This window comes from Bacillus sp. FSL L8-0152, from assembly GCF_038006365.1.
Lineage (GTDB): Bacteria > Bacillota > Bacilli > Bacillales > Bacillaceae_G > Bacillus_A > Bacillus_A cereus.
Genome location: NZ_JBBOVB010000001.1, coordinates 3,345,962 through 3,359,783 on the forward strand (window position 1 = coordinate 3,345,962; position 13,822 = coordinate 3,359,783).

The following is a 13,822-nucleotide window of genomic DNA, read 5'->3' on the forward strand; positions in this document are numbered from 1 at the left end:
TATATTTTCTTTTTATTTATATATTTAAATTATATTATTTTATGCCCGTTAAGAAAATATTTATATGTCATACCTACAAATGAATTTCATCTAACATACTTTTTACAAAATCCGTCAACAAAAATTATTTTACAACTAATTACCAATACCGTCAAAAGCATTTTCAACAATCCACACTTTAATAGCTATAGTAAATGCTATTTCTTTCACATTATATACTATTACAAATTATCTTTAACTTGTCCGACAATTTCGTTTATCGTATTTCGATCAAACTTATCACTAATTTCGTATGGCTCACGATCTCCTACGAATTGCACGCCTACAATATCATTGCGATCCTTACCGTATTGCACTTCAATAATAGATCCACGCTCTATTTGTTTCCAAATGAGACCTACTTCATCTTTATTATCTAAAATAATGCAGTCTTCAATATTTTCATCAATCCCAATTAACTTGTTATCATCTATATATCCAATCTCGTATTGTTGCCGTTCTTTCGCTTTTCCGCTTACTAGTATACCTTTGCTACCATATGAGTAATCCGTATAGTCCTTTTTCTCCTTTTGTACCCCTTTCGGCTTTTGTGCTTCAGTTTTTTCAGCAGCTCCACAACCTGTAATAAGACTGATTGGCATAACCATAGTTAATACTACTCTAGTAAATTTCTTTATCATTTATAACTAACCTCACATACTTAATTTAAAATGCTATTTATTTCCTTATTATAAAATAACATGATAATACAGAGAAAGAGCCAAAGATAAAATATTATTTACATCCGTATTGTCCCTCCCTTTACATTAATATAGTACCCTCATAAGTATGAATAGCTAGGCTTTCAAAATTAATACGGGAATATTATAGAAAGTAGACATCCTACTCACATACGATTAGTATTAGAATTGAAAATATATAAACTAGATGATTACTTATATTAAGGAAGGAAGTGCACAGCTATGGATTTTAAAACAGTCATGCAAGAGCTTGAAGCCCTTGGTAAGGAAAGAACAAAAAAAACATACATCTCTAACGGTGCACACGAGCCGGTTTTTGGCGTAGCTACAGGTGCTATGAAACCAATCGCTAAGAAAATAAAAGTAAATCAAGAGTTAGCTGAGGAACTTTATGCTACAGGTAACTACGATGCTATGTACTTTGCAGGCATTATTGCAGATCCAAAAGCTATGAATGAGTCTGATTTTGATCGCTGGATGGACGGGGCATATTTTTATATGCTATCTGATTATGTGGTAGCAGTAACTTTATCGGAGTCAACTATCGCCCAAGACGTTGCGGATAAATGGATTGCAAGTGGGGATGAGCTACGAATGTCAGCGGGCTGGAGTTGCTACTGCTGGCTTTTAGGAAATCGCAAAGACAATGAATTTGCCGAAAGCAAAATTTCCGATATGCTTGAAATTATAAAAAATACAATTCATGCTGCGCCAGAACGAACAAAATCTGCTATGAATAATTTTATAAATACTGTAGCAATTTCATATGTGCCACTACACGAAAAAGCAGTCGAGACTGCAAAAGAAGTTGGTATAGTTGAAGTAAAACGTGATAATAAAAAAAGCAGTTTGTTAAATGCTTCCGAAAGTATTCAGAAAGAAGTCGATAGAGGAAGAGTTGGTTTCAAACGTAAATACGTTAGATGTTAGATTATTAAAAAAGGTGTCAATCAAGAAAGATTGGCACCTTTTTTTTATGTAGAAGTAGAAAATGGACTACCTCCCTAAAAATCATTCATTTCCCTCTTTACAACTTATATGTTAGAAATTTCTTCTTTCACTTTATACACCCTATCTCTTTTCTCATCGTTTTTAACAAAAGTAAGCTTTCCTTCTGTAACAAAACCTTCCAATGCTAAGCATACTTTTCCATATGCTTTTGGCTTATTCGTTGTAAATCTTTCATCTGATATTTTACCAGATCGTATTAATTGTTCGCATAGCTCCAGTGCACTTATTTCTTCAGAATCCATTAATTCCAATATATCTTTTTGCAATGCTGATAAAGGTGCAGGTATTTCGGCTACCTCTACCTTTTCTTTTTTATCTTCTTTTTCGTCTTCAAATAAATCTTCAAATGAAATTTGATTCATTACATCTTTTCCTTTCTCATAACGAATTTGCTTAACATGAACTGAATCCTATATGTACTAGAACTTTTACATTTAGTTATTGTTATGTAGTCCTTACCTCTTTACATAGATTTTATAACTCATGTACATTATTTTAAGTAGTATATTTCCATTATACCAAATATACGTTCTGTCATCTATTGTAGAATTCGTTATTACTGAACTGAAATCAATAGTGAATATCCGGTGCACAAATCATGCAAACAAAAAAATGCTAATCGCATTGTTTGAACTACTTCCACATGTCTATCAAGCTAAGAAAAACGAACATCCAAAATAAAAAAGCGAGGTTACTATTATAGTACCTGAAAAGCAGGCAGTCTTTAAAGCTTAGTTAAGTAAGTATTCTATGTTGTGAATGAAAAAGGATCTGATATGAATATCAGATCCTTTTTCATTGCTTCTTTTATAAATGTAACTTTTTTATACATACATCGTTTCACACGATAACTGGTTCATACGTGCTTACATTATCATACACAGTTTTCGTAATTCTAGGAGGAAGATTAACACACCCTCCAAATCTGACTTTTTAATAGAATCAAAGTGTATTTTTACTTACCAGACTTAATTTTTTCGTTATATTCTTCTAAAGTTAACCCTTTTTCTTTTAGATAAACAGCAACTTCTTTTCCTACATAACGATAGTGCCATGGCTCATACTTAATGCCAGTAATATTCTCTTTATCTTTTGGATAGCGGAGAGTAAATCCATACTCTGCAGCATTCTTATCTAACCATTTGAATGCATCGGTAGTTTCAAATTTTGCATTTAAATCTTCTACAGTATTCTGCCATTCAACTGAAATAATGTCTAACGCTAATCCAGTATGATGTTCACTTGCACCAGGATACTGAAGATATTCCAATGCTTTAGCACTAGCCTCTTTATCCGACAAACCTTGCGATTTATAGCTTTTAACTGAAGCATCATAATACGTTTGTTGTAATTTTATAGCTCGATAACCTGATCTTAAATAAAGATTGATTCCCTCTTTTTTTGCAGCCGCTACCATATCCTGATAGGAAGTTGCAATTCTACTATCTATTTTCATATTCGGCTTAGCATTTTGGGTAATACTTGTTAATTCAATTCCTAGTTCCTTTGATAACATATGCTCTCTATTTACAAGAATAATTCTCCAATCATTAGGATCAGAGATAGGTAAAACATCTTTTTTATTCGCATGTATCTCTTTTTTATTTTTATCGTTATTATTAGTAGTTTCCTGAGATGTTTGCTTTCCACTACAAGCAGCAAGACTCCATCCCATTGCCAATACCAATGCTAAAATTATAAATTTTTTAATTGTATCTCATTCCCTTTTTGTTTATTAGTCTTTATACCAATTTCCCAACACGTCTCTAGGAATCTCCTTGAAATCCTTCAAAGAAACGGGGCCGACAAATTTTTTAATTCCATGTTTTTTAGACTCTTCATCCGAATAATCTTTTAAAAATTGAATTTTAAATTGTTTCTTACCATCAGCGTAGTCGGTTACTGTCGGTACGATTGCCGCTTGTCGTATACCAAAAGTTTTATCTTCATACTTGACGAATTGTATATAAGATAGTCCTCCAACCAATGTTTCTAATTTTTCTTGCGCAGAAATAAGATTTCCAAGAGAATAATAGATTAGCGTTTCATGTCCATCTTTATTTTGTTTCCACTCAATTGGTTGAATTACATGTGGATGATTTCCAATTACTACATCTACACCTAAATCTGTTAAATATTGAGCAACTTCTTTTTGTTGCTTTGAAGGTGTTGAGGTATATTCTACTCCCCAATGCACCATAACAATCACCATATCAGAGCTACTCTTTGCCTTTTCCACATCATTTTGTATCGCTTTTTTATCAATTAAATTTAAAGCCCAAGACTTATCAGCTGGAATTTTAATTCCATTCGTACCATATGTATAATTTAGTAACGCAAAGCGAATACCATTTTTTGTAATCGTTTTTATTTCATTACGCTCGTTTTGACTCCCATTAATGCCTACTGGGATAACATCCGGATATTTCTTCCAGTATTCTCTTGTATTCGCAACACCTTTAATACCCATATCCATAGCATGATTTGTCGCTTGAGTCACTATATTGAATCCAGTGTCCACTAAAGATTGGCCTACTTCTTCAGGTGTATTGAAAGTCGGATATCCCTGTACTTTTAGATTATTTCCTGCAATTGGAGTCTCCTGGTTCACGATAGCAAGATCACTTGATTTAACAGCTTTTTTGATATTTTCATAAATATAGTTATAATCATATGAACCGTCTTTTTGTTTGCCATCTTTAATTACTGCGTCATGATATAAATTATCACCCGTTGCTATTAAATTCACAACCGATTTTACTTTTTTATCTTCCGTAAAATTAGGAGACTGTTGGATAGGACTCTTCTCTACCCAATTTGGTGCTTTTAATGATATATCTATATTAGATTCAGCCGGTGGTAATGAAGCTTTAGATGTCTTAACATCTGTATTACCACAAGCAGTTAAAAGCACTAAAAAAATAAGGCATAATAAAAAAAACTTTTTACTTCTCTGTAAAGTATCTAACATGTGATCCTCTTTTCTGTTTTATTACTTATAACCAGTTCTAACAAATCATTCTTTAAAACAACGTATTTTGGTTTTACCCTTAATTATGGAAGGACACTCTGTTACATCTGCTTCGGAATATACAGATAATCATTTTCCATTCTCTAGCAATCTATCAATTCCATCAGGATGTCGACTAGTTTCATATACCTGTTCCAATTGCAGTAACTCGTTTAATCTAAACAAGATAGAAGAATAGTTCATATAGCCTCTTCTCTTGCTTTACGTTTGTGAGTGGCTCCAAAAAGAGGGGATCGTTGCTGTACCCCCTTTAAATATTATGGAATCTTTGTAACTAATTTCTTTACGTTAAGCGACAAACATTATACCGATAACAATAAGTAAGACCCAAGAACTTATTTTACCAATATACGAAAAAAGTAGCAATCTTTTGACCCATATAATGAAGCCAATTAGGAGAAATGAAAGGGAGATTCATTTTAATTAATTCCTTCCTTCATTGATTAATAAAAAAACAAGCCACCCAGCTATTGGATGGCTCTATACGATAAAGAGAATTTGTTATTGGATTACTTCAATTTCCCTTCAAAAACAATCTTCCTACCGCACGGCTCAACTACTGTTTTGCCGTCTTTCTTTACTTCATGAAAGATCGGCTCTTCCATACGACGAGACGGAGCGTAGCCTTCTTGTTCCATACGTGCTAAGCAGTCTGTAATTGTTTCATTTTCAAGTACTTCAAATTTCTTTTTATTAGGTTGTTTTGTCATGCCCTAACCTACTTTCTATTTTTCTTGATGCGAATTGATTCTTCATGTAGACCATGTATAACATTGCTAGAATTCCCATTATAATCATAACCGCAATAAAAAAGCTTGTATACTGTATTTTTTCTATAAATACGCCGCCTAATACAGGCCCCATAATACTTCCTAAACTAAAAGCGATTCCGGATAATATATTACCTGCCGGTAGTAAGTGTCTCGGTAATAAATCAGTCATAAATCCAAGCCCTAAAGAGAAACACGATCCAATAACCATACCCGCTAAAAGCATGCAGGCAAAGACGATCCAGTAATATTGATCAAATACGGCGGCAAGTAGAAAAATGCCCGTACTTATGCTAAACGTCCAGGTTAATATACGATCCCTTCCGTATTTATCACTCAATATACCGAGCGGAATCTGTGTAATAATACCCCCAACTGCAAATGCTGGTAATAAGAAGGATACATCTGAAACAGACCACCCTTTACGAAGTGCGTATACTGGTAAGTTACTATTTAACATCGCCTCAAGTACACCGTATGCAAGTGGTCCTAGTAACGCAATCCATCCTAATCCAACAACTTGTTTATAACGAGAAAATGATGATTCACTCTTCACTTCTCTTTCATCTTGCGCTGGGAATGCATTTTTTGTTGGTAATAGTAACAGCCAACCTATTAGACAAAGTATAGTAGATATAATAAATGGCGTTGCAAGACCGTACTGTACAGTGCTTGCTAAATACGGACCAACGGCAAAACCAATTCCGAAGAATACACCGTATATCGATACTTGTCTCCCTATTTTACTTGGGTCCGATGTTGTCGTAATCCATGTTTGTGTTCCGACATGAAGCATATGATCTCCGACTCCAACTAGAAATCTAAGGATAAACCATACCCAAAATGAAAATGTTTGTGTAAAAAAGAATAATGAAATAATAACGAGAAACCCACCTATAACAATAATTGGCTTCATTCCAAACCTTTGCATCGGTTTTTCAAGAAACGGCGAAATAACTAATATCCCGATGTACAATGCCGTCGCATGAATACCGTTAATACTTGAACTAACCCCTTCTTGTTCAAAAATCATTGCAATGGCAGGTAAGAGCATTCCTTGTGATAAACCAGAAATTGCTACAATCCCAACCATAATCCAAAATGTAAAACGCATTGACATCCTTTGTCCCTCTCCTTCTCACGCTTCCACTTTTCATTATAAACTGTTTTTTCAAATGCGTGTACGAATATTCACAATAAAAAAGAAGCTAAAAGAATGAACCTTTTAGCTTCCTACCCTTCCCAAACTTGCGCTTTCACATTGTAATGAAAGTGTTTAAAATATGGATTTTCATAAAATGAAGATCCATATAAGTAATGTTGCATATGAGCTGTTAGTGGCTGCTGCATTTGTAAAGGGACTACAGCTGGTGAAACTTGCATATACATCGGATCTATCATTATTTTTGTATAGATATGATGATCATATGGCGAATAAGCGATTAAGGATGGTTTATGCATTGATAATCTCCCCTTATACATACAAATGTTATAGTATATGCAAAACTTTTCATTTTGGGGATTCTTTCTATTCTAGCCAATCTTCTACATGTTTTATAAATACATCTAAACAATCAATAAACGGTGAGTGTCCGCAATCTTCTAACACCTTCAACTCTGCATTTGGCAAATGTTTCGCTAATTCCTCACCGACTACTTGCGGTACGACATAATCTCTATCACCTTGTATGACAAGCGTTGGAGCTTTAATATGATGAATTTGCTTACTTCCCTCTACAACCCCATTATGTTCATCTGAAATATTAAATGTAATGAGCGCATAATTCACATCTACGAAATTACGTTGCGTTAACATATCATCTAAATACTTTTCATAACGGTCCGGTTCAGGTTGATTATGTGTATATATTAATAGATTCCATACTGTACGGTAATATAGTTTGTTCATATTTTTTATCGCGTCTAATACTGGAGCGATTTGTACTGGATCTTGCGCAATTTCTTCTTTCGTCTTTACTAAACTTGATACGATTGGCTGCCCATTCGTATCTTTTTTAAAGATTGGGTATCCTTTCATTCCTACTGATTCTACTAAAATTAACTTTTCTACAAAAGTTGGGTGATTCGCTGTAAATTGCATCGCAACACCACCGCCCATTGACCAGCCCATTAATGAGAATTTCTCTAGCTTTAACTCGTCGATAAATAATTTTACATCTTCTGCAAAATCTTGTAATGAATCTATCGACTTATTATATGTTGATTGTCCAAATCCTCTTAAATCAAGAGCGTAAATATGATATTGATCTTGCAACTTTTCAATGACTAAATCCCAGTGTTGTGACGATGTCATGTTCCCGTGAATGAGTACAAGAATATCTGTATTTCGCCTTCCAACTTCCTGATATGCAATCGTTTCTCCGTTCGATAGTGAAACAAACTCCATTGTTGCAGGCTTAATCATCACAAGTTCCCCCATTCTATTTAATAGAAAGAAAATTCTTTACTTAATTAAAGAATAGCACGTAGAATATACGTTCGCAACATAAAACCTATAAGAATTTTTTACATAAATCAACATGTCTATTACTAGACAATTATTATAAAAAAGTATATAGTTAGCTAGGTAACTAATTTGAAAGGATCAAAATACATGGACGAAAAACAACATTTTTTTCATATCGTCAGCCAGACTTCTCGAAAGTTTACGAAGAAATTTAATGAACGTGTATCTCCAACTGGGTTATTTAGTGCGCAGTGGGCTGTTATTTTCCGCATTAATCAAACTGGTTCTTGTACGCAAACAGAATTATGCCAATATTTAAATGTTGAATCACCAACGATGACTCGTACGTTAACACGTATGGAAACGATGGGATGGATTATTCGTACAGAAGGTAAAGATCGCCGCGAGAAGCTCATTTCTTTATCCGAAACAGCGATAAAGATGATTCCAGTATGGCAAGAAGAAGTTGATACTTTCGAAGAAAAAACGCTAGAAGGTATTAATGAAGATGATTTACATCAAGCATTTCAAGTGTTACAACAAATTATTAAAAATTTAGATTAAATTGGAGGGATGACGATGCAAAGTGAGAAACTTTGGACGAAGGATTTCCTCGGAACTTGTTTTAGTAGTCTATTTCTCTTCTTAACATTTTACATGCTTATGACTACTCTGCCTGTCTATGTAATAGACGGCCTAAAAGGAAAACCTGAGGAAATTGGTTTAGTTGCAACTGTGTTTCTTATTTCTTCTGTTTTATGTAGACCATTCACAGGAAAATGGCTCGATGATTTAGGAAGAAAGAAAATATTATTTATTTCACTTTCATTATTTTTAGCCGCTACTGTTATGTATTTCGGTGCGCAAAGTTTATTCTTATTACTTGCCCTTCGCTTCTTGCACGGTATTGGGTTCGGGATGGCAACGACAGCTACCGGTACGATTGTAACTGATGTTGCGCCAGCTCATCGACGAGGCGAAGCACTTGCATATTTCGGCGTATTTATGAGTCTGCCGATGGTAATTGGTCCTTTTTTAGGTTTAACAATTATTTCTCATTTTTCGTTTACTGTTTTATTTATCGTTTGTTCCGTATTTTCATTACTTGCATTTTTATTAGGACTACTTGTAGATATTCCGCATGAAGCACCTGTGAGCAAACAAAAACGTGAAAAAATGAAATGGAAAGACTTAATCGAACCATCTTCTATTCCGATTGCACTTACAGGATTTGTTTTAGCCTTTTCTTATAGTGGTATTTTATCCTTTATTCCTATTTATGCGAAAGAACTCGGTTTAAGTGAAATTGCAAGTTATTTCTTTATTGTATACGCACTTGTTGTTGTCATTTCTCGTCCATTTACAGGAAAGATTTTTGATCGCTTCGGTGAAAATGTACTCGTTTACCCCGCTATCATTATTTTCACAATCGGAATGTTCATATTAAGCCAAGCACAAACTTCATTTTGGTTCCTTGGCGCAGGTATGCTAATCGGTTTAGGTTACGGAACATTAATTCCGAGTTTCCAAACGATTGCGATTTCTGCTGCTCCAAACCATAGACGTGGTTCTGCGACAGCTACGTATTTCTCATTCTTTGATAGTGGTATTGGCTTTGGTTCTTTCATTTTAGGTATTGTCGCAGCGAAATCTAGTTATCATAATATGTATTTTATCGCAGCTATTATCGTTGCTTTCACTTTACTTTTATATTATGGATTACACGGACGAAAACAAAAATTCAAGAAACAATCTACAGACGGAAAAATTTCCGCTTAACGTTAATAAGGAAAGTAAACTTCCCCGTTTACTTTCCTTATTTTGTATTTCTTTCAAGACGAGCGTATACTTATAGTAGAAATAAAAAGGAGGGCCATATATGAAACTAAAAAAATCTCCCCTACTCTTACTTATACTAACATTCATATTTGTAATTACAGGACTTGGGTTTACTTACTTCAAACAAAATAAAACGACCCCATCAAAACATAATGTGACAAAAGAAAACTGGTTAAATGACCCTTACTTACGTTGGTCGTATACACATATGAAAGAATTCACTTTAGTTAATGACGTAAAAATCAATCCTGACCAAACTGCTCACTTCCCTTCCGCATTGCAAAACTTAGACGATTTTGCTGTGGAGCGTAGATTCGGAAATACAACTCCTCTAAAAAAACTTTTAGACGATAACAAAACAGATGCTTTTGTCGTTGTACATAATGGACAACTTGTTTATGAACGATATTTCAATGGGTATAAACAGAATGAACCTCATGGTATGGCATCATTAGCAAAAGTCTTTACCGGGGCAATTATACAATCTCTCGCTGAAGAAAATCGTATTGATTTAGAGAAAACAGCTGACACTTACATAAAAGAATTAAAAAATACACCGTTCGGAAAAGCGACACTTCAGCAATTAATGGACATGCAAGTTTCAGCAGAATACCCGACCCACGGATATGAGCAGCCTGGGCTAGAAAATCAAGATGCACAATTATATTTAGCTAGCAATATTTTACCCCGCGGCAAAAATTACGACGGTCCGATGAAAATTTATGATATGTTACGAGAAGCCGAAGAAACTGCACCGCCTGGTTCTTCCTTTTCTTACAATAACGGATCAACAGAAACGCTCGCTTGGATTATTAGAACTATTACTGGTAAATCACTAGCTGAAAATGTAAGCGAACGAATTTGGTCTCAAATTGGTATGGAAGAAAACGCGTATTACGTTACAGATGAAACAAAAATAGAACAAGCAAGCGCTGGCTTAAATGCAACTGCTAGAGATATGGCGAGATTCGGGCAATTACTATTAAACAACGGGGAATATAACGGAAAACAAATTCTCCCTTCTTCTATTACTGAAGATATAAAAAATGTCCAAGAAGGTGAACTTGCAATTGGCCCTGGAGCTTCCATTTCTTATCATAATCAATGGTGGATTCCCCACAATGAACAGGGTGCTTTTGAAGTGTTAGGTAGTTACGGACAAACACTTTACATTGATCCGAAAGCAAATATGGTAATTGTCCACTTCTCTTCTAACGCTACGCCAAGTAATGAAATACATTCAGTTTACTCAAATATGTATATTGATATTGCACATCATTTGGAGAAGCTTCCACGGTAGTGGAAGCTTCTTCTTATTGCGTTGTTTTATTTGAAACCACTACCCTCATCACGGTTATTCATAATGAAACTTTTTATTAGCAATCCAATAATACGTTACGAAGAGTGTCAATAAAATCCACACTATAGTTAGTAATCCAGTAATTATTGCGTTTGAATTTACTACCCCCGTGACTAACGTTTCCATTGCATACTTACTCATACCGGCTGGATTAAGCTGATCCATTATTGGATTCAAACCGACGATTACTCTGCAGGCTAAAAGGAATACAATTGAAATTAATGCAATAATACCTTGACTGTGAAAAATAGCACTTATCATTGTTGTGAAAGATACGATAAAAAGAACCCAAATTAGATAAAATAGTAATCCAGTAATTAGGTGTGCAAATGGAACGGCAGTAAAAAGAAAATTTACATATAGATAAGAAGCTACGTATCCAATTGTTACACTAAACGCTACCATTAAATAGTTTGACACTATTTTCCCACCTACATATGAAGTAACAGTAACGGGCCTTGTTAAAATAAAGGCCAACATACCATTAGCTTTATCTGTTTGAATTGCACCCATCATAGAAATCACTAGAATCATAAGTCCAAGCTGATCAAACTGGGATCCCAAAGTACTCGCTAATACTTCGCCCCCTTTTTGCGTTGCCATACTCGGATCAATGGTAATTCCCTGTCCTCCACCTAACGCTTCTAAAATTGATGGCAAATAATGAATTACTATCGGTTGTGTTGCGCCTAAAAATATAAAAACAATTGGTAGCCAAATAATCTTGAAATCACGTAACATTTGAACACATTCTTTTTTTATCAATACAATTGAGTTATTCATTTTTGCACCACCAAATTCAAGAAGATTTCTTCTAAAGTATCGTTGCTCATTTCAAATTTAACGATGTTCACTTTCTGTTCGAGTGCATTTTGCAATAACATATTTTTATTTATTTCAATACTTTCAACCTTCACTTTGATTTTAAGCCCAACCACTTCAACGTCCTTCACATACGGTAATTTTTTTACAATTTCAATCCACTTTTGATCTTTTGCTGTTATTTCAATCATTAATTTATTTTCACTATTACGATGTAAAAGTTCCGTAATCGTTGTATCTTCTATTTTTGTTCCATCTTTTATAATGACAAATCGTTCACAGATTTCTTCTGCATCGCTTAAGATGTGGGTTGATAATAAAATGGTTGTATCTTTTTTTATTTCTTTAATCAGATTCAATACTTCCCGCCGGCCGATCGGATCTAATGCGGATACTGGTTCATCCATGACAATAAGCGAAGGTTTATGCAATAATGCTTGTGCAATACCAAGTCGTTGTTTCATTCCACCAGAAAATGTACTAACCTTTGCATTTTCTTCTTCCTTTAGTCCAACTTTCTCCAACATTTTTGGAATCGACTTTGACAATTCTTCTTTTTTCAACCCCGAAAGTTGGCCCATAAAGGTAAGTGTTTCTCTCGCTGTCATCCAATGAAAAAAATTAGGATATTGCGGTAAATAACCAATTTCACTTTTCATTTTTGATATTTTTATCCCATTCAATAAAACTTCACCAGCAGTTGGATGAATAATATCCGAAATTACTTTTATTAATGTGGATTTCCCTGCTCCGTTCGGTCCAATTAATCCGACGCATTCCCCCGCTTGCAGTTCCATCGAGAAATTATTCACAGCAATTTTTCCTTTAAATGATTTTATTACATTTTTAATCTCTAATTTCATAATTTCTCACTGTCCTTTCTCCCTATAACAAAGTACAAGATAGGTCCCAATATATTAACGAAAAGAATAATTAACGTCCATACAAGTACATTTTTTCTTGTTTTCCTATGTCGATATAAATCAATGAATGCAATTAAAACTAAAAGTGCTCCCACTGCAATAACTGGTAATATAATGGGTAGAAAAGCCATAATATCAATGTCTTTAAGATCATTCAATCCATAATGTATTTTCATTGTCATCACTCCTTTTAAATCTCATTATCATTATTGATAATGATAAAATAAAAACGGATGGATTGCAATCATTATTCTCATTATTTATAATGAGAATAAAAAACAATACATAAGGTGATATAATGAGTAATAAAGTTGAAATTTTAATGCATCCGGTAAGAATGAAAATTTGCCTAGTGTTAATGAGAAATAAAGAAGATGGGTTAACACCATTAGAAATGGTAAAAATCATTAAAAATGTACCACAAGCAACACTATATAGACAGCTGCAAACTATGGTTGATTCAGGTATCGTTCATGTAATTAAAGAAAAAAAGGTAAAATCTGTTTCTGAAAAATATTACGCAATCAATGAAGAAGATGCAAAAATTGAAGGAAGTGAATGGAAAGGATTATCTGATGATGAAAAGTTAAACTACATTTCCTATTATCAGTTATCACTTATGACACAATATCAAAGTTACCTTAAGAAATTAGAGGAACAAAACAGTCAAGAAGATAAGGCTACTTTTTCTGTAGTAGAATTAAAGCTAGATGAGGAACACTTTGAAAAATTTCAAAACGAACTTAACGAATTAATGATTAAATACTACAATAACCAAAGTAAAGATGACGAAATAGAGGCTCCGATTCGGACCGTTGCTATTACAATTATTCCAGAAACTTAAATTTAATCGATATAA

General features: G+C 34.0%; 16 protein-coding genes. 5 read left to right on the top strand and 11 right to left on the bottom strand.

From position 1 onward, the window contains the following. Positions 1–221: 221 nt before the first annotated feature. A complete protein-coding gene (locus MHH27_RS16705; RefSeq protein WP_090977585.1) occupies positions 222–680 on the bottom strand; it encodes a hypothetical protein in 459 nt (152 codons plus the stop codon). Positions 681–962: 282 nt separating this feature from the next. Between MHH27_RS16705 and MHH27_RS16710 the strand changes: the two genes are divergently transcribed. After that, positions 963–1,670 carry a DNA alkylation repair protein gene (locus MHH27_RS16710; protein WP_098015227.1) on the top strand — a complete coding sequence of 236 codons (708 nt, stop codon included), beginning with the start codon at positions 963–965 and terminating at the stop codon, positions 1,668–1,670. Between the two features lie 104 nt (positions 1,671–1,774). Here the strand turns inward: MHH27_RS16710 and MHH27_RS16715 are convergent, their stop codons facing one another. From MHH27_RS16715 to phaZ, 7 genes are all read right to left on the bottom strand, one after another. Continuing rightward, positions 1,775–2,113, bottom strand: a complete 339-nt coding sequence (locus MHH27_RS16715) for a DUF3895 domain-containing protein (RefSeq protein ID WP_072939051.1) — start codon at positions 2,111–2,113, stop codon at positions 1,775–1,777. A gap of 593 nt (positions 2,114–2,706) precedes the next feature. Beyond that, positions 2,707–3,438, bottom strand: a complete 732-nt coding sequence (locus MHH27_RS16720; RefSeq protein WP_000241993.1) for a M15 family metallopeptidase — start codon at positions 3,436–3,438, stop codon at positions 2,707–2,709. 48 nt (positions 3,439–3,486) lie between these two features. Then, positions 3,487–4,722, bottom strand: a complete 1,236-nt coding sequence (locus tag MHH27_RS16725) for a CapA family protein (protein WP_340943415.1) — start codon at positions 4,720–4,722, stop codon at positions 3,487–3,489. Positions 4,723–5,291: 569 nt separating this feature from the next. Continuing rightward, a complete protein-coding gene (locus MHH27_RS16730; protein WP_000166303.1) occupies positions 5,292–5,492 on the bottom strand; it encodes an NETI motif-containing protein in 201 nt (66 codons plus the stop codon). After that, positions 5,476–6,672 carry an MFS transporter gene (locus MHH27_RS16735; protein WP_000062798.1) on the bottom strand — a complete coding sequence of 399 codons (1,197 nt, stop codon included), beginning with the start codon at positions 6,670–6,672 and terminating at the stop codon, positions 5,476–5,478. Before MHH27_RS16735 ends, MHH27_RS16730 begins: the two co-directional genes overlap by 17 nt. A gap of 113 nt (positions 6,673–6,785) precedes the next feature. Continuing rightward, positions 6,786–7,013 carry a hypothetical protein gene (locus tag MHH27_RS16740; protein WP_000549497.1) on the bottom strand — a complete coding sequence of 76 codons (228 nt, stop codon included), beginning with the start codon at positions 7,011–7,013 and terminating at the stop codon, positions 6,786–6,788. 67 nt (positions 7,014–7,080) lie between these two features. Beyond that, complete coding sequence (gene phaZ, locus MHH27_RS16745; protein WP_000594875.1) at positions 7,081–7,977, bottom strand: intracellular short-chain-length polyhydroxyalkanoate depolymerase; 897 nt, start codon at positions 7,975–7,977, stop codon at positions 7,081–7,083. Between the two features lie 189 nt (positions 7,978–8,166). On the opposite strand from phaZ, the gene MHH27_RS16750 reads away from it, so the two are divergent. From MHH27_RS16750 to MHH27_RS16760, 3 genes are all read left to right on the top strand, one after another. Beyond that, entirely contained in the window at positions 8,167–8,583 is a 417-nt protein-coding gene (locus MHH27_RS16750; protein ID WP_000343680.1) for a MarR family winged helix-turn-helix transcriptional regulator, read from the top strand. Positions 8,584–8,598: 15 nt separating this feature from the next. Continuing rightward, positions 8,599–9,798, top strand: coding sequence for an MFS transporter (locus MHH27_RS16755; RefSeq protein ID WP_001190321.1), 1,200 nt, complete (start codon positions 8,599–8,601; stop codon positions 9,796–9,798). Positions 9,799–9,898: 100 nt separating this feature from the next. Next, on the top strand, positions 9,899–11,158 hold the full coding sequence (locus MHH27_RS16760; RefSeq protein ID WP_090977581.1) for a serine hydrolase domain-containing protein: 1,260 nt from the start codon (positions 9,899–9,901) through the stop codon (positions 11,156–11,158). A gap of 54 nt (positions 11,159–11,212) precedes the next feature. On the opposite strand, the gene MHH27_RS16765 is transcribed toward MHH27_RS16760, so the two are convergent. Genes MHH27_RS16765 through MHH27_RS16775 form a run of 3 tightly spaced genes read right to left on the bottom strand, consistent with a single transcriptional unit; the run spans position 11,213 to position 13,139 of the window. After that, complete coding sequence (locus tag MHH27_RS16765; protein ID WP_061660432.1) at positions 11,213–12,001, bottom strand: ABC transporter permease subunit; 789 nt, start codon at positions 11,999–12,001, stop codon at positions 11,213–11,215. After that, the gene (locus tag MHH27_RS16770) at positions 11,998–12,903 is read right to left on the bottom strand and encodes an ABC transporter ATP-binding protein (protein ID WP_000763099.1); all 906 of its coding nucleotides are present in this window, start codon (positions 12,901–12,903) and stop codon (positions 11,998–12,000) included. The genes MHH27_RS16765 and MHH27_RS16770 overlap by 4 nt, the downstream gene beginning before the upstream one ends. Beyond that, a complete protein-coding gene (locus MHH27_RS16775) occupies positions 12,900–13,139 on the bottom strand; it encodes a PLD nuclease N-terminal domain-containing protein (protein WP_000690914.1) in 240 nt (79 codons plus the stop codon). Before MHH27_RS16775 ends, MHH27_RS16770 begins: the two co-directional genes overlap by 4 nt. Positions 13,140–13,261: 122 nt before the next feature. On the opposite strand from MHH27_RS16775, the gene MHH27_RS16780 reads away from it, so the two are divergent. Then, positions 13,262–13,807: a transcriptional regulator gene (locus MHH27_RS16780; RefSeq protein ID WP_340943421.1), complete on the top strand. Its 546-nt coding sequence runs from the start codon at positions 13,262–13,264 to the stop codon at positions 13,805–13,807. Positions 13,808–13,822: the final 15 nt, after the last annotated feature.